The 23,553-nt window shown below is 42.4% G+C and carries 23 protein-coding genes; 10 read left to right on the forward strand and 13 right to left on the reverse strand.

Annotated elements, in window-relative coordinates; genetic code table 11:
- Positions 1-61: 61 nt before the first annotated feature.
- On the forward strand, positions 62-511 hold the full coding sequence (locus tag RGE70_RS07040; RefSeq protein ID WP_375087911.1) for a DUF1285 domain-containing protein: 450 nt from the start codon (positions 62-64) through the stop codon (positions 509-511).
- A 150-nt stretch (positions 512-661) separates the two neighbouring features.
- A complete protein-coding gene (locus tag RGE70_RS07045; protein WP_310470785.1) occupies positions 662-1,081 on the forward strand; it encodes a MarR family winged helix-turn-helix transcriptional regulator in 420 nt (139 codons plus the stop codon).
- A gap of 312 nt (positions 1,082-1,393) precedes the next feature.
- Here the strand turns inward: RGE70_RS07045 and RGE70_RS07050 are convergent, their stop codons facing one another.
- Together RGE70_RS07050 and RGE70_RS07055 are read right to left on the reverse strand one after the other, a co-directional pair.
- Positions 1,394-1,738: a hypothetical protein gene (locus RGE70_RS07050; protein WP_310470786.1), complete on the reverse strand. Its 345-nt coding sequence runs from the start codon at positions 1,736-1,738 to the stop codon at positions 1,394-1,396.
- Positions 1,739-1,909: 171 nt separating this feature from the next.
- Positions 1,910-2,941: a Leu/Phe/Val dehydrogenase gene (locus RGE70_RS07055; RefSeq protein ID WP_310470787.1), complete on the reverse strand. Its 1,032-nt coding sequence runs from the start codon at positions 2,939-2,941 to the stop codon at positions 1,910-1,912.
- Positions 2,942-3,209: 268 nt separating this feature from the next.
- Here RGE70_RS07055 and RGE70_RS07060 point away from each other — a divergent pair, with 268 nt between their 5' ends.
- Complete coding sequence (locus tag RGE70_RS07060; RefSeq protein WP_310470788.1) at positions 3,210-3,647, forward strand: DUF4826 family protein; 438 nt, start codon at positions 3,210-3,212, stop codon at positions 3,645-3,647.
- Between the two features lie 482 nt (positions 3,648-4,129).
- A complete protein-coding gene (locus tag RGE70_RS07065; RefSeq protein ID WP_310470789.1) occupies positions 4,130-4,777 on the forward strand; it encodes an immunity 49 family protein in 648 nt (215 codons plus the stop codon).
- 71 nt (positions 4,778-4,848) lie between these two features.
- On the opposite strand, the gene RGE70_RS07070 is transcribed toward RGE70_RS07065, so the two are convergent.
- The 6 genes from RGE70_RS07070 to RGE70_RS07095 form a co-directional block, all read right to left on the reverse strand.
- Entirely contained in the window at positions 4,849-5,979 is a 1,131-nt protein-coding gene (locus RGE70_RS07070) for a ribosomal protein uL16 3-hydroxylase (protein ID WP_310470790.1), read from the reverse strand.
- A gap of 106 nt (positions 5,980-6,085) precedes the next feature.
- A complete protein-coding gene (gene purB / locus RGE70_RS07075; protein WP_310470791.1) occupies positions 6,086-7,453 on the reverse strand; it encodes an adenylosuccinate lyase in 1,368 nt (455 codons plus the stop codon).
- 29 nt (positions 7,454-7,482) lie between these two features.
- A complete protein-coding gene (gene hflD, locus RGE70_RS07080) occupies positions 7,483-8,100 on the reverse strand; it encodes a high frequency lysogenization protein HflD (protein ID WP_310470792.1) in 618 nt (205 codons plus the stop codon).
- 3 nt (positions 8,101-8,103) lie between these two features.
- Positions 8,104-9,219, reverse strand: coding sequence for a tRNA 2-thiouridine(34) synthase MnmA (gene mnmA / locus RGE70_RS07085; protein WP_310470793.1), 1,116 nt, complete (start codon positions 9,217-9,219; stop codon positions 8,104-8,106).
- A gap of 144 nt (positions 9,220-9,363) precedes the next feature.
- Positions 9,364-9,816: an NUDIX hydrolase gene (locus RGE70_RS07090; RefSeq protein ID WP_310470794.1), complete on the reverse strand. Its 453-nt coding sequence runs from the start codon at positions 9,814-9,816 to the stop codon at positions 9,364-9,366.
- On the reverse strand, positions 9,809-10,489 hold the full coding sequence (locus RGE70_RS07095) for a pseudouridine synthase (protein ID WP_310470795.1): 681 nt from the start codon (positions 10,487-10,489) through the stop codon (positions 9,809-9,811). Before RGE70_RS07095 ends, RGE70_RS07090 begins: the two co-directional genes overlap by 8 nt.
- 260 nt (positions 10,490-10,749) lie before the next feature.
- On the opposite strand from RGE70_RS07095, the gene RGE70_RS07100 reads away from it, so the two are divergent.
- Positions 10,750-12,975: an NADP-dependent isocitrate dehydrogenase gene (locus tag RGE70_RS07100; RefSeq protein ID WP_310470796.1), complete on the forward strand. Its 2,226-nt coding sequence runs from the start codon at positions 10,750-10,752 to the stop codon at positions 12,973-12,975.
- Between the two features lie 97 nt (positions 12,976-13,072).
- Here the strand turns inward: RGE70_RS07100 and cspD are convergent, their stop codons facing one another.
- A complete protein-coding gene (gene cspD, locus RGE70_RS07105; RefSeq protein WP_012155761.1) occupies positions 13,073-13,279 on the reverse strand; it encodes a cold shock domain-containing protein CspD in 207 nt (68 codons plus the stop codon).
- Between the two features lie 241 nt (positions 13,280-13,520).
- On the opposite strand from cspD, the gene clpS reads away from it, so the two are divergent.
- Both clpS and clpA read left to right on the forward strand, forming a co-directional pair.
- Positions 13,521-13,829: an ATP-dependent Clp protease adapter ClpS gene (clpS, locus tag RGE70_RS07110; protein WP_310470797.1), complete on the forward strand. Its 309-nt coding sequence runs from the start codon at positions 13,521-13,523 to the stop codon at positions 13,827-13,829.
- Positions 13,830-13,865: 36 nt separating this feature from the next.
- Complete coding sequence (gene clpA / locus RGE70_RS07115; RefSeq protein ID WP_310470798.1) at positions 13,866-16,124, forward strand: ATP-dependent Clp protease ATP-binding subunit ClpA; 2,259 nt, start codon at positions 13,866-13,868, stop codon at positions 16,122-16,124.
- A gap of 113 nt (positions 16,125-16,237) precedes the next feature.
- Here the strand turns inward: clpA and infA are convergent, their stop codons facing one another.
- The 3 genes from infA to aat all read right to left on the reverse strand — a co-directional run bounded on the left by infA (position 16,238) and on the right by aat (position 17,994).
- Complete coding sequence (gene infA / locus RGE70_RS07120) at positions 16,238-16,456, reverse strand: translation initiation factor IF-1 (RefSeq protein ID WP_005500725.1); 219 nt, start codon at positions 16,454-16,456, stop codon at positions 16,238-16,240.
- Between the two features lie 112 nt (positions 16,457-16,568).
- The gene (locus tag RGE70_RS07125) at positions 16,569-17,294 is read right to left on the reverse strand and encodes an arginyltransferase (protein ID WP_310470799.1); all 726 of its coding nucleotides are present in this window, start codon (positions 17,292-17,294) and stop codon (positions 16,569-16,571) included.
- Entirely contained in the window at positions 17,284-17,994 is a 711-nt protein-coding gene (gene aat, locus RGE70_RS07130) for a leucyl/phenylalanyl-tRNA--protein transferase (protein WP_310470800.1), read from the reverse strand. The genes RGE70_RS07125 and aat overlap by 11 nt, the downstream gene beginning before the upstream one ends.
- 53 nt (positions 17,995-18,047) lie before the next feature.
- Between aat and RGE70_RS07135 the strand changes: the two genes are divergently transcribed.
- Positions 18,048-18,524, forward strand: a complete 477-nt coding sequence (locus tag RGE70_RS07135) for an outer membrane lipoprotein (RefSeq protein WP_310470801.1) — start codon at positions 18,048-18,050, stop codon at positions 18,522-18,524.
- A gap of 218 nt (positions 18,525-18,742) precedes the next feature.
- On the opposite strand, the gene RGE70_RS07140 is transcribed toward RGE70_RS07135, so the two are convergent.
- The gene (locus tag RGE70_RS07140; protein WP_310470802.1) at positions 18,743-20,827 is read right to left on the reverse strand and encodes a S9 family peptidase; all 2,085 of its coding nucleotides are present in this window, start codon (positions 20,825-20,827) and stop codon (positions 18,743-18,745) included.
- A gap of 317 nt (positions 20,828-21,144) precedes the next feature.
- Here RGE70_RS07140 and RGE70_RS07145 point away from each other — a divergent pair, with 317 nt between their 5' ends.
- Entirely contained in the window at positions 21,145-22,392 is a 1,248-nt protein-coding gene (locus RGE70_RS07145; RefSeq protein ID WP_310472943.1) for a metal-dependent hydrolase family protein, read from the forward strand.
- Between the two features lie 201 nt (positions 22,393-22,593).
- On the forward strand, positions 22,594-23,367 hold the full coding sequence (locus RGE70_RS07150) for a hypothetical protein (RefSeq protein WP_310470803.1): 774 nt from the start codon (positions 22,594-22,596) through the stop codon (positions 23,365-23,367).
- Positions 23,368-23,553 lie beyond the last annotated feature (186 nt).

Here is a 23,553-nt window from a genome sequence, read left to right on the forward strand (position 1 = left end):
TAGTTTTTTTATCACTAAATAATGTGCTATTAATGGCATAGTGTTAATACAAAGCGTGAACATGACTGAGGTGAAGATGGCCGTTGACAGAACCAATGTGAAACAAGCGTTAGCAACATTGCGACAAGATCCGCCTTTATGTGCTGACAGCGCTATTTTTGAGATCAAAAACAACGGCGATTGGTTATACCAAGGCGGGGCATTGCCCATTAAGTTTTGCACGTTGTTCGCTAGTATTTTAAACCGAATTGAGGGCGAATATTATCTAATCACACCTGTTGAAAAACTCAAAGTAGTTGTGGCCAGTGAAGCGCTGGTTATTATTGATTATAACGTTGATGCAAAAGGCGGTTTTACGGTTAAATCAAGTATCAATACTCATCATTATATTGAGTCTTTTTCATTGTTTACTGTTACTGAAGCTAATATCAACGTTATGACCGATAGAGGAGTGATGGCAAAACTAAACCGGGCCTGTTTTTATCGGTTTATTAATGAGTTTATAGCTTAAAGTATTAGCAGATAATTAATTGTTATTAACTTAAGGTGCTGATTTGTTTGTTTTTTAATTTTTGCTAGGTATTAAAACCTTATGTAACTAGTTTCTTTTTACTTTAGTGATAAGATTAATTGAATGGATAAATTACAAAGGAGGTGCTGATTGAACCGCTTTGAAAGTTTGAGTTATTTGGTTTCACATTTAAATGTAGACTTGCAAAACGCACTAGATAAACGGCTTAAGCGCTACGAACTTGATATTAAACTTTGGCCGGTTTTGTTTGCGTTATGGCAAGAGGAGGGCGTATCCCAAACTGAGCTGTCTAAGCGCTGTGATGTTGCCAACTACACCATGACAAGGATACTCGACCAACTTCAACAACAGCGGTTAGTTACCCGTCATCAAGATGCCGACAATCGTCGAGTTTTTAAAATCTATTTAACCGATAATGGCAAAGCGTTAGAGCAAGATCTGATTTGCGAAGCAGAGCGGGTAAACGCTACCTACCTTAGCCAATTAGATGTTGATGAACAGACAACATTTTTAGCTTTGCTTAATAAAATTAATCGTTATAAAGATTGAGCTTGTGGTCACTGTTTGATGTTCTGCGTTAATAGATGAGTTTTATCAAGCCCTAAATGTGAACCTACATTTGCAAAATATAACCGACCATTTTTGTAGGCTAGGGGGAAATGCTTCGAAAGGCATTATTATTTAAATGAATATCCCAACCAGCAGCAACTTCAAGAGCTATTGACTCATATCAGCAAGGCATTGCGCTGTGTTGAATATCATCTGTAATTAACGTCTTAGCCTAAACCCAATTGAGACGTTTTAAAGGCTAAATCAGCGAGCATAGACTTGCTAGTAAACTGCACGCCATATAGTGATTAGCTAACTTATGGTGAGAATAAATACCGCAAATAGACCAATACCTAGAATGGTTTGCTGAATTTTTTGGCGACTGCGATAGAGCTCTTTTTTACCTTGCTTAAGGCATGCAACTAAGTTGTTTTGCTTGTATATTTCGCAAATGAGCTGCTCTGTTGTGGGATCTAAAAATAAATGTAGCGTGGCGGGTTTGCCATCTTTTAGCGTAACACTATGCTCACTTTGGTGGCCAAAGTTGAGCTTGCTCGACACCCGTTGTCCATTAACAAATGTTTGCTCCAAGCCACACCAGTTACTGGCCTGAACTTCGATATTTTCATGGTTGAGATCATATTTAAAACTGATCATGTCACGTCCCTCAATTACCTTGTGAGACTTTAATTCAAGCAGATGATGATGACCTTTGCCAGCTTGGCTAAGTGATCGTTTTGTGAAAATACCCTTAATAGCGGGGGAGCTTTCATCGAGCAGAAACAAAAATGCCAAGCTTTAAGCTTGGCATTTTTTTAACGTTAAAGCCTATTTAGCGGCGTTAATAATAGCACGTGCCATTTCATCTGCCACATCACCAGTAGTACGGTTTTGAGCATCAGATTGCTCAAAAATAGTCAGTAGAGTATTGTAAATTTGTTCAACTTTAGCCGTTGAAGCCGCTTCATCGTAGTCTTTTTCAAATGAGACATTGATAATGCCACCGGCGTTAATCACGTAATCTGGAGCATAAAGAATATTTTGCTCTTTTAGTAATTCACCGTGGCGCACTTCAGCCAGCTGGTTATTGGCGCAACCAGCAACAATCGTTGCTTTTAGCAATGGGATGGTGGTGTCGTTAATTGTGGCGCCAAGTGCACAAGGTGCATACACATCTACATCTTGGTGGTAGATCTCTTGTGGAGCGACCACGGTGGCACCAAACTCAGTGGCAACTTTATCTAATGATGCTTGATTTATGTCGGTAACGATTAGCTCAGCGCCTTCAGCGTGTAAATGACGGCATAAGTAATAGCCGACATGACCAACACCTTGAACAGAAATCTTTAGTCCTTTAAGGCTGTCTAGACCACGCTGGTGCTTTACAGCAGCTTTAATTCCTAAAAATGTACCAAGAGCAGTAAAAGGAGACGGATCGCCACTTTTGCCTTCTAAGCCCGCCATGTAAGGGGTTTCTTCATGCGCAATCATAATGTCGGCAGTGGTTACGCCAACATCTTCTGCTGAATAATACTTACCGCCTAAGGTATCTATGCAACGGCCAAAGGCTCTGAAGAGTGCTTCGCGGTCAGTAATTTTCGGATCAGCAATAATGACAGATTTACCGCCACCCATGGTTAGGCCAGCTAGTGCATTTTTATAAGTCATACCGCGTGAAAGACGGAGTACGTCAGTTACTGCTTCATCATCAGATGCATAATTCCACATTCTACAGCCGCCAACAGCAGGGCCTAAGTTTGTGTTATGTATTGCGATAATGGCTTTTAGGCCGCTTTCTTTATCTTGACAAAAAACAACCTGTTCGTGGTCGTCAAAAGATATGTGATTGAATACTGCCACTTTTTGATCTCCGCATATGAGCATCAATAATGTCGCAACTGCCAGATTACAGCGCGATCAGTTTGTTATATTTATTGCAGAACGATATCATTTAGCGATACTCTCAACAAAGTAAACATTCCGATAATTTGTGATCTGTCTGGCAATTATGCTTTCCACTTTACGTTAACGTAAACTTTAGAGCATATTATTAACGAATTGACAACCAATTCACGCTAGAGTTCACTGGAATAGTGGCTTAATAAAACAATAAGAAAGGATGATATACATGGCTGAACAAGAAGTCGATCAAACTCAAAATCAAGAAGCAAGACGACAAGAGTGGATCAGAACTCATTTTCAAAAAGCAAACAAGTTTCTTGCTGAAAAAGGGGTGATGCCTCATAAGGTATATGCTGATGAAAGCCGCTATTTAGCTCCTTTTGTTGCCATTTGGAAAATGGACTCTAAAAAACCAACTAAGCAAACATTTTGGGTGATGTCAGGCGACTTACCGTCTGACTATGTTGATGTTAAAGTTGCAGCAACTGCCAGAGACGCACTTCGTCATTTTTCTATGATGTGGCAAATGAAAGCCGAAAATATTCAGCGTTCAGGTTTGGCTAAAGACCCGACACAAGCTAAATTTGCGCAGTTACTGATTTCAAGAGCTGAAGGTTTATATAAAATGCAGGCCGACGATAAAATCTGGGGACCTGCTGCGTAGTCGCTAACAGATTACAATATTAAAGGCATCGTTGAGATGCCTTTTTTGATCCAATAGCGCGAGTATAGGCTCGTTAGCTGTTCGCATATCATGAGAGATATCCTCAGCCGGGGTCGCCATATTGAACATAGCGATTATTTACCGGAGTGGTCGATTTACAACACATTTAAAGCCCAGTAAATCAGTGATTAATGGAATATACCGGTTGATGAAATGGAGTCTGTTCATCAACCACAGTAACTGACAATAAGGAGGAGCCACCATGGAGCATGTCAAAGTACATTACAAGAAGATCGATGCAGGAGCTGACTACCTGCAGGACAAGCCGATCAGCTTAATCTCAATGATGAAAGATTTGCGCGTGATATTTGTGAGCCGACCTATCAGCAGTTGTTTTATAGGCAAAAAATGCTTATAGGCTGTGCCATGACGCAATAGAATTACAGCAACTGACCGGTGATAACTGCTACTTCGAACGGGCGATGGGCTATTTAGATCTTGCTATCCATACCGCTGAGACGTTAATGCATGGCATGCTTAATCGCAGTGGTGAGCCCATCGTGGTGAGTCACCAAAGCCAGCAGCTAAGTTTGCCCTATTGGCAATTGAATAAACGGATTAGTTGGCTTGATTGGAGTAACTATCTTTGCCAAGCAATAGCCAGGCGCGCTCATAGCAGTGTAGAGCTGTTGATGCAGTTTACCCCGCAAATGGCCGCCGAATATACCTCTGAGCCAAGAGAATACACCGCATTTTATGTTCGCTACTTGCAAGGTATGCTTGCCCCTACTGCAGATCATGACGCCTTGCAGCAAGAGTTTACCGAGGTGCATGCCCGCGAGTTTCATTTAAGGTTTAGAGTGGCGCTGGCACCGTTTTACTGCCTAGCAAAAGAAGATGAAGCAGGCTTTGAAGCGGCCATGTTACGTGGCAGTAATATGCACCGAGCTTACGTTAAAAAAGTGAGCAATAAGATGACCATGGATCCATTGGGCTTTTATCCACCGCAGCTAATGGCCGCCGCCAGTTTAGCTTATGACCGCCATGGCTGGACACTAAAACATAAAAGCGATTATTTACCAAAATGGTGGATTTATAACACCTTTGAAGCGCCAGTAATGACTGATTAACTCGCGAGTTAAAAGCCGGCAGACATCAACAGCGCTATCGAAATAGAGCGCTGTTTATTAATTTTTTCGCATTATTCACCGAGATAAAAGTAACCGCGGTTAAGCAATGTAAGTATGAACGCTTGGGTTTGTGGATTTTCGAGTAACAATGTCGCTTGTTGATTATCAAAATTAAAACAGGCTGCTAACTGCGCTATATCGGCTTTGATCGCCAATGGAAACTCAAATGCTTCACCATTGATAAATACCCGTGAAACGGAGTCTTGCTCTAACATTAGGAGTTTCAAGCCTCCAATACGATACAGTAGGGCGCCTTGGCTAATATAATCATCCATATCTTCTAGAGTATAAGGTTCATCGGGCTCACAGATATCGAGTTCAAAGCGGTTCTGACTTAGCATGTTACCGAGTATTAGCTGAAAGCTTGCTGGATCTGATGCCAGTTCACTGACTAACTTTAACATCCCTTGTTGGTGACTTAGGCTAAGTTCACTTGGTTGTGCGGGCTCATCAGTAGATGTGAAGCGTTTAAGACCAGTATTACTATCAATAAGCCCATCGGCGAGTCCGCTGAATAACTCTTGCTGACTCGGAGCGCGGAAACCAATGGAGTAGCTCATCGCTGTGGTTAAGGTTTGGCCCTGGTGAGGATAGCCAGGTGGGATATAAAGCATGTCGCCTTTTTTTAGTACCACATCAATAATAGGCGTGAACCCTTCTATCAATGGTGTGGTTGGATCATTATTTTTCGGTGCATATTGGCCTTTATTGCCCACGGTCCAGCGGCGCTCGCCATCACCTTGAATAATAAATACATCATAGTTGTCGATATGTGCCCCGACACCGCCGCCAGGTGTGGCAAAAGAGGCCATTAAATCGTCGAAACGCCAATCGGGAATAAAGCGGAAGGCATCAATAAAGTTTGCTGAATCTGGATGCCAATGATTCAATGCTTGCACGAGCAATTGCCAATGGCTGTCGCCAAACTTATCGTAGTCTTCAAAGGGGCCTTGGCAGATCTGCCAATTGTTGTCTTTGGTCACCACTACACGTGAAGACACTTCCTCTTCACACGCCAGCCCTGCGAGTTCATCTGGGCTAATGATCTCTTTAAAGTCAGGAAATGCATTTTTGATTACTAACGGCTTTTGTTGCCAATAGTCGGTAAGAAAAGCATGGGTATCTAAGTTTAGGCTGTACATATTGGCTGCACCATCTACAAGGCAAAAAATAAGGCGGTAAGCACAAGCTTACCGCCTTATTTGAAGCATTAGTAGTCAGTTAGGCCATCAAAGCCTTTATGGTTGGCTAAAGCTCGTCAACAAAAGTTTCAGCGCGGCCGATGTAGTTGGCTGGCGTCATCTTTTTAAGGTCGATTTTAACGCTCTCTGGTAGTTCAAGACCATCGATAAAGTTAGCAAGTTGCACACCGTCGATACGCTTACCGCGTGTCAGTTCTTTAAGCTTTTCGTATGGTTTTTCGATGCCATAACGACGCATAACGGTTTGTACTGGCTCAGCCAATACTTCCCAGTTGCCGTTAAGTTCTGCGCGAAGCTGCTCTTCATTTACTTGAAGCTTGCTGATCCCCTTTAAGGTTGACTGGTAAGCAATTAGTGAATGAGCAATACCCACACCTAGGTTACGTAAAACCGTAGAGTCAGTAAGGTCGCGCTGCCAGCGAGAAACAGGTAGCTTGGCCGCTAAATGTTGCAATAACGCATTAGCAATACCTAGGTTACCTTCAGAGTTTTCAAAATCAATTGGGTTCACTTTATGCGGCATGGTTGAAGAACCAATTTCACCGGCGATAGTACGCTGTTTAAAGTGACCTAATGCAATGTAACCCCAAATGTCACGATCCAAATCGATAAGAATGGTGTTGAAACGTGCTAATGCGTCAAACAACTCAGCAATGTAATCGTGCGGCTCAATTTGAGTCGTATACGGATTCCAATTGATGCCGAGGCTAGTCACAAAACGTTGCGATAGAGCATGCCAATCAACTTCAGGGTAAGCAGATATGTGGGCGTTGTAGTTACCAACAGCGCCGTTAATTTTACCCATAATTTCAACGTTAGCCACTTGCTTAAGCTGACGCTCAAGACGCACCGCTACGTTCGCCATCTCTTTACCTAAGGTAGAAGGTGAAGCTGGTTGGCCGTGGGTACGCGACATTAATGGTACGGTTTTGTACTCTTTTGCTAATGCTTTAACGGCATCTACAATTTGCTGGCAATATGGCATAACCACTTGCTCACGTGCTTCATTAAGCATTAACGCGTGAGACAAGTTGTTGATATCTTCAGAGGTACAAGCAAAATGCACAAACTCGTCAATCGCAACAAGCTCTGCATTATCGGCAATACGTTCTTTAATAAAGTATTCAACCGCTTTAACGTCATGGTTGGTGGTGGCTTCAATATCTTTAACGCGCTGAGCATCAGCTTCACTAAAGTCATCTTTAATTTGATCAAGCAAAGCAAGCGCAGCTTCGCTAAAAGGGGGAACTTCTTCAATTTCAGGGCAGCTAGATAATAGCTTTAACCAGTTAACTTCGACTTGAACACGGTATTTGGTCAGGCCGTACTCGCTGAAAATCCCTCTTAATGAGGCGGTTTTACTACCATAACGACCGTCTACCGGAGAGATAGCAGTTAGTGCGGAAAGTTCCATTAGAAGCTCCTTGATGAACTTGTCTTATATTATAGGGTGAGGCTTTTCATAGCTTTATCTACTATTGTTTTTCTTGCAAAGACAAGGTGCCTACGCTTGCCTCCTAATTGTCGCCATAATACTGCGCTGCGCATGGCAGACAGTAGCAGGGCGCGAATTTTTTGTTGGGTTTGAGTCCGCTTTAGAAACTCTGGATTGCCTGAAATCTGCAATTTTGGGCCTAATTCGCTGACAATATCACTATAAATGCCGGCAAAGTTAGCGATAACCTGTTCGTCGGTTATATCGAAGTGGTTGAGTTGGCGATGGATTTGATTTATTCGCTCTGAAAGCATTCCCATAGCATTAGACGAGCGCGTGAGTTTGCGCTCTAGCGCTAAAATACCGACGAGGTAGCGAGTCATTTCAACGTCTTTTTGCTTACCGTCGCCCAGTTGGGCCACAATCATCTGGTAGCCTTTTTTTAGCGCTTGTTGATCTGCGTAAACGTCAGCAGTCGATTCTGGGTTCGTGACTAACACGGACTGTAGACTTGCTGCTAGTGCGGCTTTATCAGAATCGCCATTTCTGGCGATATGTTGTACTTGGGCTACTGCTTGTAATATGCCAGCAAAAGCCATTGTGCGTTCAAACAGCTGATCGCTCATGGATTAATCTCTTATTAATGCGTCGATTATCCCGCCGCCAAGGCAGACTTCACCATCATAGAAAACAGCTGACTGGCCAGGCGTTACGGCTGCTACAGGTTCATTAAACATCACGCGGATTTGGTCGGCACTGTCGTAGGTGACGGTACACGGTACATCTTGTTGGCGGTAGCGGGTTTTAACGGTGATTTTAGCGCCCTCAGCAGGCCCTTTTCTGTCGACCCAATCAAGTTGCTTAGCAATTAAGCCATTTGACATAAGGCGAGGGTGGTTACCACCTTGACCGACAATCAATACATTACGCACAAGATCTTTTTCAACGACATACCATGGATCTTCGTTACTGTTTTTAAGCCCGCCAATACCTAAGCCTTTACGTTGGCCTAAAGTGTGGTACATCAAACCTTGATGCTGGCCAATGACTTCGCCTTCGCTAGTTTCAATTTGACCTGGTTGTGCAGGTAGGAACGTTGATAAAAAGTCAGTAAACTTACGCTCGCCAATAAAGCAGATACCGGTGCTGTCTTTTTTATTATGGGTAATAAGTCCCATCTCTTTGGCTATCTCTCTGACTTCACTTTTTTCTAATTCGCCGACAGGGAATAGAGAACGAGCAACCTGCTCATGGCTAAGTGTGTACAAGAAATAGCTTTGATCTTTATTGCCATCAACACCACGAAGCATTTGGCAAGTGCCATCGATATCACGGCGACGGACGTAGTGGCCCATCGCAATATAGTCAGCATCTAAAATCTCATCTGCAAACTCGAGAAAAGCTTTAAACTTAATCTCTTTGTTACACATGATGTCAGGGTTTGGTGTTCGGCCGGCTTTATATTCTGCTAAAAAATATTCAAATACATTGTCCCAGTATTCTGAGGCAAAGTTGACGGTGTGCAGTTTGATCCCGAGTTTGTCGCAGACAGCTTGGGCATCTTTTAGATCATCAGCAGCCGCACAATACTCATCCGTGTCATCTTCTTCCCAGTTCTTCATGAACAGGCCTTCTACTTGGTAGCCTTGCTTTAGTAGCAAGTAAGCAGAAACAGATGAATCTACACCACCGGACATGCCGACGATGACTTTTTTACCAAGATGTGTGGGTTCGAGTGATGTCATAAATCCTAAAAAACCTTTGTGTTTAACGAGTGTCGCAAGCCTATATCAGGTTTATATATGGGTAAAAACCTAAATTACAAGGGAGCTAAATATTAGTCGCTTTCTGCGGGGGCGTATTCTACCATGCATTGGATAAACGAGCCATTAAAGCCATTGATCATTTAGAATTTCGAGAGGGTATCGTTTGTTGGTTTTATAATCTTCAATACTTTTAAGTACTAACGGGCTTCTATGCTGAGGTTTCAGCGCAACAATCTCTGCGTATGTTAGCCACTTACACGCCTGTATCGCGGGATCAATAGGCTCTGAAATAACGCATTTTTCAAGCGTTAAATAAAAGGTATATCGCACAAAGGCTAAGTGTGTTGACGCACTATATTGGTATATTGCAGTCAGGCCTTCGGGTTTGATCACAAGGCCAGTTTCTTCTTTTACTTCTCTAATACAGGCATCGACGAGCGACTCGTTTGCTTCAAGATGGCCTGCAGGTTGATTATATTTGATGCCGCCTTCTATGAGTTCTTCTACTAATAGAAAGCGGCCATTAGATTCAATTACACAAGCAACCGTTGTGTTGGGCTTATAGCGATCAGGCACTTTTAGATTTCATTGCTATTTGGCGGTACTGACCATTTGGTAAGTCATCTAGACACCATTGACCTATTTTATAGCGGATCAGTCTTAAGGTTGGAAAGCCAATATTTGCGGTCATCCTTCTGACTTGTCGATTACGGCCTTCACAAATTTCGATGCTTAACCAGGTCGTAGCAATATTCGCTCGCTCTCTAATGGGAGGCACACGTGGCCATACTGATGGACTTTGCATAATGTTTACGTTAGCAGGTAAGGTTAGCCCATCTTTAAGCTCAACACCGCGACGTAACTTATCAAGATCGTTTTCAGTAGGTTCACCTTCGACTTGAACCCAGTAAATTTTAAAGGTTTTCTTTTTAGGTTCAGTAATTTGTGACTGTAACTTACCATCGTTTGTGAGCAGTAAAAGGCCTTCACTGTCGCGATCTAATCGACCGGCGGCGTACACATCTTTAATTGGTATAAAGTCTTTTAAGGTTTGACGACCTTGCTCATCTGTAAATTGACAAAGCACATCAAAAGGCTTGTTAAACAGTACTATGATAGGGTTATCGACAGTCTTAGGTTTATTGTTTGGCCGTGACTTACGGTAAGTCTTTTGGCCTGCTTTAGCTGTGAAGCCATTAGGCTTAGACTGTTTTCGTTGTGGTTTGTTCTTTGAAAATGGCTGAGTCACGCAAATTAACTTTTTAAAATGGACTAATTATCTTATTGTACTGCTCATTCGCCCTTAGTGGAATTTGAATCTTGCTCGGAATGTTTTATGATGGACACCAATAAAAGTGTGACTCGCAACCAAGAACGCGCAATTATGTGAAGTTGCGCAGTATTTTTTGCGAAATAATACGATGTTGCTTAAGGTCGATAGCGAAGAAATCATAAAAACAAATATAATTATTATAATAAAATCATAAATTTAAACTTGTAGGACAACAAATGAACGATAAAGTATCAACCATAATCTATACCGAAACAGACGAAGCTCCTGCATTAGCAACGCTGTCTTTGTTACCCATTATTAAAAAGTTTACTAAAAGTGCCGGTATTGATGTCGAAACCCGTGATATTTCATTATCTGGTCGGATCATCGCAGTATTTCCTGAAAATTTAACGGCTGAGCAAAAAATGGGTGATGCTTTAGCTGAACTGGGCGAATTGGCTAATAAGCCAGAAGCAAACATCATTAAATTGCCTAATATAAGTGCATCTTTGCCACAGCTTAAAGCGTGTATCTTGGAGCTGCAAAACAAAGGGTATGACATTCCAAGTTACCCAGATGAACCTAAAAACGCTGCAGAAAAAGAGTTTCAGGCTCGCTACGACAGAGTTAAGGGAAGTGCGGTAAACCCAGTATTGCGCGAAGGTAACTCTGATCGACGTGCACCAGGTTCAGTTAAAAAGTTTGCTCAAAAAAATCCACACTCAATGGGCAAGTGGTCACCGGATTCAAAGTCTCATGTTGCGCACATGCATGAAGGCGATTTTTATGGCAGTGAAAAGTCAGTCACAGTGGCAGCTCCTGGCAGTGTTTCTATTGTACTGACCAAGACCGATGGTTCGGAGCAAGTATTACGAAAGACGATTGCATTACAAGCGGGTGAAGTGATTGACTCTGCTGTGATGAGTAAAGCAGCATTAGTCGATTTTTATGAGCGTGAAACGCTAAAGGCGAAAGAGCAAGACGTTCTATTATCACTGCACTTAAAAGCGACCATGATGAAAGTTTCTGACCCGATTCTTTTTGGGCATGCGGTTAAAGTATTCTATAAAGATGTATTTACTAAATATGGTGAGTTATTTGAACAGCTCGGCGTTGACGTTAATAACGGTGTGGGTGATGTTTACGCCAAAATAGCGTCTTTACCTGCTCAGCAGCAAGCTGAAATTGAAGCTGCTATTGCACAGGTGTACACCAACAGTGCAGAACTTGCGATGGTTGATTCAGATAAAGGCATTACCAATCTACATGTACCAAGTGATGTAATTATCGATGCCTCAATGCCTGCCGCTATTCGTACGTCAGGCCAAATGTGGGGCCCAGATGGGCAACTCAAAGACATGAAAGCGATGATCCCAGATCGTTGCTACGCTGGTGTTTACCAAGCAACAATCGATTTTTGTATTAACAATGGTGCGTTTGACCCAAGTACAATGGGCAGTGTACCGAATGTTGGTTTAATGGCACAAAAAGCGGAAGAGTACGGTAGCCACGATAAAACATTCGAAATAGCTGCCGCAGGAATTGTGAATGTTATTGACCAAGATGGCGCGGTATTAATGTCGCACCAGGTTGAAGCTGGCGATATTTTTAGAATGTGCCAAGTGAAAGACGCCCCGATTCGTGATTGGGTTAAGCTGGCTGTTAATCGTTCACGTTTGTCTGCTACACCCGCTGTATTTTGGCTCGATGCGGCTCGTGCTCATGATGCTGAAATTATCAATAAGGTTGAACTGTATCTTAAAGACCATGACACCAGTGACCTTGAGATCCACATTATGTCACCTGTGGAGGCTACTCGATTTACATTGGAGCGGGTACGCGCTGGTCAAGACACGATTTCTGTAACAGGCAACGTGTTACGTGATTACCTAACTGACTTGTTTCCTATCTTGGAACTTGGTACTAGTGCCAAAATGCTGTCGATTGTCCCGTTAATGAACGGCGGTGGTTTATTTGAAACTGGTGCGGGTGGCAGTGCACCTAAACATGTTCAACAAGTTGAAAAAGAAGGACACTTGCGTTGGGACTCTTTAGGTGAGTTTTTAGCATTAGCCGCTTCTTTAGAGCATTTAAGTCAAACGACAAATAATGCAAAAGCACAAGTGCTAGCCGATACACTTGACCTTGCTATTGGTCAGTTTCTTGATACAAACAAGTCACCATCACGTCGTGTAGGTGAGTTAGATAATCGTGGTAGTCACTACTACCTAGCACTTTACTGGGCTCAAGCTATAGCGGCTCAAACTCAAGACTCTGAGTTACAATCCCAGTTTGCTGCATTTGCAGAAGGTCTTACCCGTAACGAGCAAAAAATTGTCGCCGAGCTTAATGGTGCTCAAGGCCCAGCAGTGGATCTTGGCGGCTATTACCGTCTTGATGCAACTAAAGCTGCTAAAGCGATGCGTCCGAGTGCTACATTAAACGCGATTATTGAAGCTTAAATGTCGTGTGCCATTAAAAACCTGTTTAGCGCAGGCTGTTAGGCAATAAAAAAGCAGAGTAGCTAACTACTCTGCTTTTTTGTTATCGGCAACTAACCTAGTTAGTTGGCGAAATTGCTGATGCATGCATACCTTTAGGTCCGGCTTCTACTTCGAAACTAACAGGCTGACCTGCTTTTAATGTTCGATAGCCTTCCATTTCGATGGTAGAATAATGCGCAAAAACATCTTCACCGCCAGCATCAGGGCAAATAAACCCGAATCCTTTGGCGTTGTTGAACCACTTGACAGTTCCGCTTGCCATACTTCCACTTCCTTCTGTTGTCCACTTACCAGTAAGATAGTAAAACTTATCAACGAGGGGAATGCCTCGCTTACTGACCAGAATGAAAGCAGAAAAGTTGCTTGTCAAGTAAAATTTAACAATTGGGCAACATTTAAGTGTGTAATGTTACACATTCTATTTGGTACAATTTGTGTTATTAAATAGGAAGAGATTTGATAATCAATTGGAACAAGCCAAGACTAGAGGCTAATATTGAAACATGAGTAGAACAGAAAGCATAGAGCACATAGAAGAAAGCGTTGAATCAGAGTTTAAACAACCTTCTATGTATAAAGTTATCTTGAATAACGATGATTATACGCCGATGGACTTCGTTATTGAGATTTTGCAGTTATTTTTTAAAAAGGATGAAGCGCAAGCCACGGAAATCATGCTTGCTATTCATCATAAAGGTAAGGGGATTTGTGGTGTTTATCCTTACGGAATTGCTGAGACTAAGGTGGCGCAAGTCAATCAATTTGCAAGACAAAATCAACATCCATTACTGTGTTCTTTAGAGGAGGCCTAATTTGGTTGAATCTGTTTTTAATTTTTGGGGGTTCTTATGCTAAATAAAGATCTTGAGGTCACTTTAAATCTGGCATTTCAGCAAGCTAGAGATGCACGACATGAATACATGACTGTCGAGCATTTATTGTTGGCATTAATTGATAACCCTGCCGCACAAGAGGCGTTAGTTGCATGCGGAGCAAATCTAGATAAACTCCGAGGCGAAGTTTCCAGCTTTATTTTACAAACTACGCCGATTATTTCTGATCCTGAAGAAGAGAAAGAAACCCAACCAACACTCGGTTTTCAACGTGTACTTCAGCGTGCGGTTTTTCATGTGCAGTCATCGGGACGAAACGAAGTCACTGGCGCAAATGTATTAGTGGCTATTTTTAGTGAGCAAGAATCTCAAGCTGTGTATTTATTACGTTCAGGCGAAGTGACGCGTCTTGATGTGGTTAATTTTATCTCGCACGGATTTTCTAAAAATGATGTTGATACCGACGCCGAGCCAAACCGTGTTGAAGACCAGCCAGAAGTGGAAGAAGAACGCAGCATCTTGCAGCAATTTACCGCTAACTTGAATGAGTTAGCCAAAAGAGGTGAAATTGATCCACTGATTGGCCGTAGTGAAGAGATTGAGCGTTCAATTCAAACCTTATGTCGTCGGCGCAAAAATAACCCTTTGTTAGTTGGTGAAGCGGGTGTTGGTAAAACCGCCATTGCAGAAGGGCTTGCCTACCGAATTGTTAGCAATGAAGTGCCTGAGGTGATGAGTGAAGCAACGGTTTACTCACTCGATTTAGGCGCACTGTTGGCCGGAACCAAGTATCGCGGTGATTTTGAGAAACGCTTTAAGGGGCTACTCAAAGAACTTGCCACCGACGAACACGCTATTTTATTTATTGATGAAATTCATACCATTATTGGAGCCGGTTCTGCCTCAGGTGGAGTCATGGATGCTTCTAATTTACTTAAGCCCATGCTTTCAAGTGGTAAGTTAAGGTGTATGGGGTCAACGACATTCCAAGAGTACCAAAGTATTTTTGAGAAAGATCGTGCATTAGCACGCCGTTTTCAAAAAGTGGACATTAACGAACCGTCAGTGGCAGAAACCACTAAAATTTTGCAGGGGTTGAAGTCAACGTACGAAGAATATCATAACGTGAAATACACTATGGCGGCTCTAAGTGTGGCGGCTAAGTTGTCTGATAAACACATTAACGATAGACACCTTCCTGACAAAGCCATTGATGTGATTGATGAAGCTGGCGCTCGAATGGCAATGTTGCCTGTAAGTAAGCGCAAAAAGACCATCGGTCAAAGTGAAATTGAAACCATTATTGCTAAGATGGCGCGGATCCCAGAAAAATCTGTTTCGAGCTCTGATAAAGATATGCTTAAGAACCTTGAGCGTAATCTTAAAATGGTGGTATTTGGGCAAGATATGGCAATTGAAGGGCTTAGCTCTGCAATACGCTTATCTCGGAGTGGATTAGGTGGCGAGAACAAACCGGTTGGTAGCTTCTTGTTTGCAGGGCCTACAGGTGTGGGTAAAACCGAGGTTACTAGCCAGTTAGCAAAATGCCTTGGGTTGAGCTTAGTACGATTTGATATGTCTGAATATATGGAAAGCCATACGGTATCACGCCTAATTGGTGCGCCTCCGGGATATGTAGGTTATGAACAAGGTGGTTTGCTGACTGATGCAGTGATTAAAAATCCACATTGCGTTGTGTTGCTTGATGAAATAGAAAAAGCGCACCCAGATGTATATAACCTATTACTGCAAGTGATGGATCACGGCACGTTAACGGACAACAATGGCCGTAAAGCTGACTTTAGACATGTATCTTTGGTGATGACGACGAATGCTGGCGTACAAGAGACTATTCGTAAGTCGATAGGCTTTAAGCAACAAGATCACACTCAAGATGCGTTATCAGAAATTAATAAGGTATTTACACCTGAGTTTCGTAATCGCCTTGACTCTATTATCTGGTTTAATCACCTTGATATGACGGTTATTGCTAAGGTCGTTGATAAGTTCTTAGTCGAGCTACAAGCTCAATTAGACGATAAGTCAGTAATGCTGCATGTGAGTGATGAAGCCAGAACGTTATTAGCTGAGAAAGGCTATGACAAGTCCATGGGGGCTAGACCAATGTCACGCGTGGTGACTGATCTGATAAAACGTCCGCTAGCAGATGCAATACTGTTTGGTGATCTTGAAAAGGGTGGTGTGGCACATATCGACACCAAAGGCGATGAGTTAGTGATAAAGATTGAGGCAACAGAAAAAGAGTTGCATTAAGGTTTGTCCAGTGGGGGTCTATTTGGCTCCCACGATTTTAGTCTCGTAAATATCAGACAACAAAAAGCCGGCATAAGCCGGCTTTTTTAAAATACGTTATGGCTAATAATAACTTAGCGTGAACGGAAGACGATGCGTCCTTTACTCAAATCGTAAGGGGTCAGTTGAACCGTTACCTTGTCACCCGTAAGAATACGGATATAGTTTTTACGCATTTTTCCTGAAATATGTGCCGTTACGACATGACCATTTTCAAGTTCTACACGAAACATTGTATTTGGCAAGGTTTCAAGGATTGTGCCTTGCATTTCAATGTTGTCTTCTTTCGCCATTAATCAGTTATCCTGTTAGCCTTCAAATATTAAAAACGGGCGTATCATGCCGCAAATTAACCTCGCTGTAAAGAAAAGGTTGTGCGAATCACTGTTACGTAGACGTTATTAGTTAATTACTAAGGTTTTTTATATCAATTTCAGTGACCCAACCAGATGCTGTAAGAATTTGATGTGGTCGATAATCACGTTTGTAATTCATCTTTCTTGATTCATCAATTTGATAACCTAAGTACAGATATTGCTTTTGCATCATTTTAGCAATTTTGGTTTGCAGCAATATGAGTAAACTGCCGAGTGAGCGCTTGTGCTGGTCAGGGTCAAAGTAACTATAGATGGCTGATAAGCCATTTGGTAATACATCGGTCACTGCAACACCGATAAGTTTTTCACCGAGAGAGACCTCAATAAACAAAGGCTGTGTCCAGCTTGCTGTCGCAAAGCTGTCGTACTGTTCCGGAGTTGCTGGATACATAGAGCCATCTTGATGTCGGGTGTTGATGTAGCGCTCGTACAGAGCGTATTGCTCATCGGTTTTGTGTTCAACAATTTTCCAGCTTAAATCTTGATTATTTTTTAGCGTTCTTTTTTGCCTTTTAGATAAAATAAATTCATCAATTTCTAGTCGTATCGGCAAGCAGGCATTACATTGTGGGCACTGTGGTTTATAAATCATGCTACTGCTACGACGAAAACCTAGCGCGAGTAACTGTTCAAATAACTCCGCGTCGATGACCTCTTCTTGCAATACTAAAAGTTGTTCTTGTCTTGCATCAATGTAGCTACAAGGAAAAACGTCGGTTATACCGACTGAGATGGATCTGTTTTTAGAGTTCAATCTTTACCTCTGTCGTTAACCAACTGTCAGAGTTAACGTTGCCGTTTCTTAAGTGACGAAGTAGTTCGAGAAAATCATTACGCGAAATTGATTTAGAACCCATACTGCTTAAGTGGTCGTTTTCCACTTGTGCATCAATAAGTTTAAAACCACAGCGCAAAAGATGTTGCTGTAGGACGATCATAGCAGCTTTAGACGCATTGGTGCGCAGGTGAAACATGGATTCGCCGCAAAAGACTTGGCCAATAGCCAATCCATAAAGCCCTCCAATTAAGGTGTCGTTTTCCCATACTTCAATTGAGTGCGCTCGGCCTTGTTGGTGCAAGCTAAGATAAGCCTGTTGAATATCTGCTGTGATCCAGGTGCCATCTTGTTTTGCCCTTGGCGCAGCGCAGCCCTGCATCACCTTTGAGAACTGCTTATTGATGGTAAAAGTCCATTGCTGCTTTTTAAGGTATTTAACTAAACTCCGACTGATATTTAAACTGCCGGGAATAAAAACCGCACGGGGATCAGGTGACCACCACAAAATGGGATCGTCTTGGTTAAACCAAGGGAAAATACCATTGTAATAAGCATTCAGAAGTCTGTCAGGCTGTAGATCACCGCCCACAGCTAATAGCCCGTTTGGGTCACGTAGCGCTTGCTCTGCTGGGGGAAAATCGAGTTGTTCAGGATTTAAATAAGACAGTTTGTTCACAATTGAGTAAAATTAGGTAATGTACTTATCTTTAAGTTAGCGGAAAATGGCCTATGTTGAAACCTCATCTGATTGTTTTTATGATAGCCGGTTTACTTTTTAGTGTGTCGACAGCCTTTGCGGGTCCATACCAACGTAATCAAGCGGTATCGGTTGAAAAAGTGGAATTTGGACATGTTGCTACGGTAAGAAATATTACACAAAAGCAACTTGTTGAAGACCGAAATGCGGGGTGGAAAACATTCGGTGGTGCACTTGTCGGAGGCGTTGTTGGGCATCAATTTGGTAGCGGTTCAGGGCAAGATGTTGCTACGGTGCTAGGGGCACTTTTAGGCGCAGGGATCGGTAATAATTATGGTGATAGCTCATATTATCAAGAGTTAAGATTGATAGAAATGATGATAACCCTCGACACCGGTGAGCAGGCTATGGTGGTCCAAGACTTAGACCAAGGTATGGTGTTTAATGTTAATGATGAAGTGCGGGTGGTATACCTAAAAGGTTACGTTAGGGTCGATAAACAGATGTAAGGCCTTTAACAAACACAAAGCCAGCTTAAGCCGCACCAAAGGTGGGCTATACGTTGTGTTTTGCTGCATTGTTTGCCAATCACGCCGCAGTGTCGCTATTATTTACTTAACATGACAAATAAAAAAGCCAGTAACACGAATAACGTCTTACTGGCTTTTTTGATGATTTAAGCAAGTTGGTTAGCTTTAGGTACACTCAACTTACAGTGGCATTGTTTCTATTTTGTCTCGCTGGGTTGTTGGTACTTTTCAAACCACCATAGTATATGGGCCACTTTAGACATTAAATTACTTGGACGTTTATAAATGCCATGTGGTGCGTCGGGTATTCTAACCATTGCAGTATCCACATCTTGTAATTTAAGTGCTTGATAAAACTGCTCTGTTTCAGCTATTGGGGTACGCTTGTCTGCCTCGCCTGTGAGTAGCATTGTTGGTGTGGTAACATTTCCTACGTAGCTAATGGGCGATAACTTCATGTAGTGTTCGCTATCTTCCCACGGCATTTTGTCGAACCAGTTTTTTATCACAAACGTATAGATATCGGTCGTTAAGCTAAAACTAAACCAATTAATTACAGGTTTAGCAACGACCGCGGCTTTAAATCGGTCGGTATGGCCGACAATCCATGCCGTGAGTACGCCACCACCAGAGCCGCCTGTAACAAATAGTGCCTGCGGGTCAATGGGTTCTTTAGCGATAACGCCATCAACGACAGACATCAAATCATCATAGTCTTGGCTGGGGTAGTTGTTATAAATGGTTTGGGCGAACTCTTTGCCATAACTGTCACTGCCGCGAGGGTTGGCGTAAACCACTACATAACCTTGTGCGGCCATTAATTGGATCTCAGCTGAAAAGTGAGGGCCGTAATTGGTGACTGGCCCGCCGTGAATTTCTAAAATCAGCGGAAACTTTTTCCCCGCAGCTTTTTCGGCTTGGTAGTTTGGCGGATAAACAACCCAAGCTTGAATATCGCGATCATCAAATGACGACTTAACATTGAGTTCTTCAACTGTCCCTAATGTTTTATGATCTAAAGCATCACTATTAAGGTGAGTCAACTGAGTGGTTCTGCCTTTTTTGCTAATGCTAATGTCAGCTGGGCGCTGTGGATCTGAATAGGTAAACGCGATAGTCCCGTTAGTCGCTACATCAAATTCGCTGCCGGTATACGGGCGGCCAAATGCTAAGCCACCGAGGTTTTTGGCAACAATACGCTGCTTGCCAGTTAAAGGTTTGTAGGCGACATATGTTTCACCTTTATCGTGATAGCTCATGTAGACGGCTTTACTATTATCAGCCCACTGAATGCTATTGACTGAGCGGTCAAAATCAGCAGTTAGAGAGCGTTTGTCAGAGCCATCAATATTCATTACATACAATTGTGTATTTTCGTAATTTTTGTAGTGTTGATCAGCGCCTAAATAAGCAATCATCTTACCATTAGGTGACACAATAGGGTGCTTGTCAGGGCCTTTTCGGGTTGTTAGCTCGGTTGTTTCTAGACTGCTTATATTAACGCTGTAAATATTAGTGTCGGTCCATTCAAGCTCACTGTCAGCACGCGTGTTACTGGCATAAATAATCTGTTGTCCGTCATGGGTCCAACTGAGGGGGCCGTTATGGTCATAAGGGGCATGGGTTAATTGCCGCGCAGCGCCACCTTCTGCAGACATAACAAAGATTTGGCTATTACCTGCCTTAGTCATTCCTGCACCATCAAAACGGTAATACATGTCATCAATATAGACAGCTGGTTTAGCCCATTTTGCATTGGCAGGCTTGCCTGGCAAGGTCACTACTGATTTAGGTTTGCTGTTAACAAAGCGGGTAAAAGCCAAGCTCTTGCCATCGGGTGACCAAGACAAATTTGAGGGAGCATGGCTAAAGTGGCTCATTTGGCCATTTACGCCAGTATCGAGCCAACGCATATGGATTTGTGCTGAACCACTGGCTGTAGAAATATAGGCCAGCTTACTGTTGTCTGGCGACAACGTAGGTGAATAATCGGAGTGCAAGCCATTGGTAACTGGCGTTAGGTTCTGTTTACTATCGACTTTCCAAATATTACCCAACTTTTTGTCAGTTAAAATATCCATATAATTACGCACAAAATAGACTTCATCACCTTTGTTATTGATTTCAAGGTTAGAGGCATATTCCAGGCTAAAGATATCTTCAAGCTGAAGTGTGGTCGCAACGTTGCCCGGTTGCGTTGAGGCTGATTCAATCGGCACTTCTGCCATTGATTGAGTGATTGGCGCAATGACCAGTGCTATACACATACTTTTTTTCAACATGTTTATCCCTTATCTGTCATTGAGTGGCTTGCGCGTATGCTCGTTTAATTCGACTCGAGTGTTTGTCGCTGATCTTACTGACTACAGCTTTCGCCTTATCAGAGATATGCAGTTATTAACTAAGCAATAAATTATCATAGGTTGCGGAAATGGCAAAGTAATGTGAATTGCTATTTACATTCGTGGAGGGTTAGGTATATTTACAAAAAATTAACATAACTATGGTAACCATAATGACACCAACAGTGACAACATTTGCGCGTATTAAACAGCGCTTTTTTACCGCTACCTCTGCGGCATTTTTGATCATTCCCGCTATGTTCAGCCAAGTGGCTTTGGCTAATATTCAGGTTATTCATGCCGGAGAGCTATTAGCCATTCCCGGGAACGACCCCTTAAAAAAATATACTGTTGTCGTTAACAACGGCGAGATCACCGCGGTTGAAAAAGGGTTTATCCCGGCTATGTCTTTGGGGGAAAATGCCACGCTTGTTGACTTGTCCGACAGTTTTGTTATGCCGGGATTAATGGACATGCACGTTCACTTACAAATGGAATTAGGGCCAAATAATAAAGTTGAGCAGTTAACACTTTCGAAGGCCGATGTCGCCATGAAAAGTGTGCACTACGCTAAAACTACTCTACTTGCGGGTTTTACCACAGTGCGTGACTTACTCAGCGAACCCGAGCAAATGTATGCGCTGCGCGATGGGGTTGAAAAAGGCTGGATTGAAGGGCCACGTATTATAGCTGCAGCAGGGGTTTCAATTACTGGCGGTCACTTAGATGCCGACGGTATGGCACCAGATATACTCGCGATGAAATCATCTAAACATCTATGTGATGGTGCAATCGAGTGCCGCAAAATGACACGCCAAGTGATCAAATATGGTGCCGACGCCATCAAAGTTGCGTCAACTGGCGGTGTGTTATCTAACACTGACACCGGAACTGGGCAGCAGATGACTGACAATGAACTAAAAGAGATCGTTGTCACAGCACACTCACTTGGCCGTAAAGTCGCCAGTCATGCCCACGCAGCCGCAGGCATTAATGCAGCACTTAGGGCTGGAGTAGACAGTATTGAGCACGGTAGTTATGCCAATAAAGAAACGATTAAGTTATTTAAACAAACCGGCGCGTATTTGGTCCCTACTTTACTCGCTGGCGCTACCGTTGTAGATATGGCTAGTTCATCGCAGTTTATGGCGCCAGCGGTCAAAACTAAAGCGATTCGAGTGGGTGGCGATATGCTTGATAATTTTGCTCAATCTTATAAAGCCGGTATTGAGATTGCCTTTGGTACCGACAGTGGTGTTTCAAAACACGGTATAAATGCGCAAGAAGCCGTGCTGATGCATCAAGCTGGCATGCCTACAGCCGACATTTTAAAATCCGCCACGGTTAACGGCGCTGATCTTATTGGTATGAGCGATAAACTTGGCACCATTGAGGTGGGTAAATATGCCGACATTATTGCCACCGACTCCAGCCCACTAACCGATATTAACCAATTGCTAGACGTTGATTTTGTTATGAAGGCCGGAAAAATCTACAAGCAGTAGAAGGAACGCATGAATTTCAAGTCTGGCAAACTGACTTTCCTTTTTAGTCATTTCTATTTATTGGCTTAAGTCATTTGAAGACAAAGCATCAATTCGTGAGGAGAGTAAACAGGGTGAGAGCGTTGGCACAAAAATTTATGGAAGTTGTTGTTACTTTATATGTTGCGTATTTTTCTTGTGTGTAAACAAGGTTTAAACAAGATGACTTTATTAGCAAAAACCATAGACCTGTTTGTATTTCTTATCCCTTCAGTATCGACAGCCATTGAATGTAATACCATTCCTGCTGAGCTACATAGTCAAATAACCTCTGCTGAGGCTAATTACATCTTAATTGGAGAAATGCACGGCACTAATGAAGCTCCTTCAAGATTTTATGACGTGATTTGTAATGCAGTAAAAACAACACCAAAAAACATTAAGGTTGGGATTGAATTACTTGATGGTCAAGGCATTGTTAATGGCTCAAATGAGCTGTTAGTTAGTAGTGTGGCAAGCTCTTGGCAATGGAAAAAACATCACGATGGCCGAACAAGCAAGGCTATTTTCGAGCTTTTAACAAAACTAAATACTTTAGTTAAAAATAACGACGTTAATGTTTTTTTCTTTGATAGTGATAATGAACAAAGAGATTATTTTATGGCGAACAATGTGATAAATAATTCTACTGAAAATGACCTTATCATTGTTTTAAGTGGTGATAGACATAATAAAGTTATTCATGGGAACTCTTGGGACCCGACGTCAAAAAATATGGGTGCTTTTATCAAGGATAAGGATAAATCTGTATTTAGCGTACATTTGGTCATTGAAGGTGGACATTCTTGGTATTTTGATAAAGATTGTAGCGTGCACAAGTTAGAAGATTTAAACCTTGGGGACCGAATGGATTTCTTTCCAGCTAAGCAGTTGTCTGGCTATGATTTTCATTGGAGGCTTGGAAAAACAACGGCTTCTCACCCGAGGGTAAAATAGTGAAATATCTAAATGGGGCAATGAGCCCCATTTAGATCTAGCATTAAACAAGTTTGACACTGCAAATTTCTTGGGGCCAAAAGTGTAATTATGACTATTCCATTTTTAGGGTATGCCAATTTCATACCCTTAGACCCAGCTACTGCAGCGGTTGTACCTATGTAGAACCGCTAGTCCTATTACTCA

Origin of the sequence: Shewanella youngdeokensis (genome assembly GCF_033180165.1) — a bacterium.
Classification (GTDB): domain Bacteria; phylum Pseudomonadota; class Gammaproteobacteria; order Enterobacterales; family Shewanellaceae; genus Shewanella; species Shewanella youngdeokensis.

What these genes read in the sequence shown, in the direction of transcription:
- RGE70_RS07040 (WP_375087911.1), top strand. Translation starts at nt 62, where the DNA reads ATGACTGAGGTGAAGATGGCCGTTGACAGAACCAATGTGAAACAAGCG.
- RGE70_RS07050 (WP_310470786.1), bottom strand. Translation starts at nt 1,738, where the DNA reads ATGATCAGTTTTAAATATGATCTCAACCATGAAAATATCGAAGTTCAG.
- RGE70_RS07060 (WP_310470788.1), top strand. Translation starts at nt 3,210, where the DNA reads ATGGCTGAACAAGAAGTCGATCAAACTCAAAATCAAGAAGCAAGACGA.
- RGE70_RS07065 (WP_310470789.1), top strand. Translation starts at nt 4,130, where the DNA reads ATGGGCTATTTAGATCTTGCTATCCATACCGCTGAGACGTTAATGCAT.
- RGE70_RS07070 (WP_310470790.1), bottom strand. Translation starts at nt 5,979, where the DNA reads ATGTACAGCCTAAACTTAGATACCCATGCTTTTCTTACCGACTATTGG.
- purB (WP_310470791.1), bottom strand. Translation starts at nt 7,453, where the DNA reads ATGGAACTTTCCGCACTAACTGCTATCTCTCCGGTAGACGGTCGTTAT.
- hflD (WP_310470792.1), bottom strand. Translation starts at nt 8,100, where the DNA reads ATGAGCGATCAGCTGTTTGAACGCACAATGGCTTTTGCTGGCATATTA.
- mnmA (WP_310470793.1), bottom strand. Translation starts at nt 9,219, where the DNA reads ATGACATCACTCGAACCCACACATCTTGGTAAAAAAGTCATCGTCGGC.
- RGE70_RS07100 (WP_310470796.1), top strand. Translation starts at nt 10,750, where the DNA reads ATGAACGATAAAGTATCAACCATAATCTATACCGAAACAGACGAAGCT.
- cspD (WP_012155761.1), bottom strand. Translation starts at nt 13,279, where the DNA reads ATGGCAAGCGGAACTGTCAAGTGGTTCAACAACGCCAAAGGATTCGGG.
- clpS (WP_310470797.1), top strand. Translation starts at nt 13,521, where the DNA reads ATGAGTAGAACAGAAAGCATAGAGCACATAGAAGAAAGCGTTGAATCA.
- clpA (WP_310470798.1), top strand. Translation starts at nt 13,866, where the DNA reads ATGCTAAATAAAGATCTTGAGGTCACTTTAAATCTGGCATTTCAGCAA.
- infA (WP_005500725.1), bottom strand. Translation starts at nt 16,456, where the DNA reads ATGGCGAAAGAAGACAACATTGAAATGCAAGGCACAATCCTTGAAACC.
- RGE70_RS07135 (WP_310470801.1), top strand. Translation starts at nt 18,048, where the DNA reads ATGTTGAAACCTCATCTGATTGTTTTTATGATAGCCGGTTTACTTTTT.
- RGE70_RS07140 (WP_310470802.1), bottom strand. Translation starts at nt 20,827, where the DNA reads ATGTTGAAAAAAAGTATGTGTATAGCACTGGTCATTGCGCCAATCACT.
- RGE70_RS07145 (WP_310472943.1), top strand. Translation starts at nt 21,145, where the DNA reads ATGTTCAGCCAAGTGGCTTTGGCTAATATTCAGGTTATTCATGCCGGA.
- RGE70_RS07150 (WP_310470803.1), top strand. Translation starts at nt 22,594, where the DNA reads ATGACTTTATTAGCAAAAACCATAGACCTGTTTGTATTTCTTATCCCT.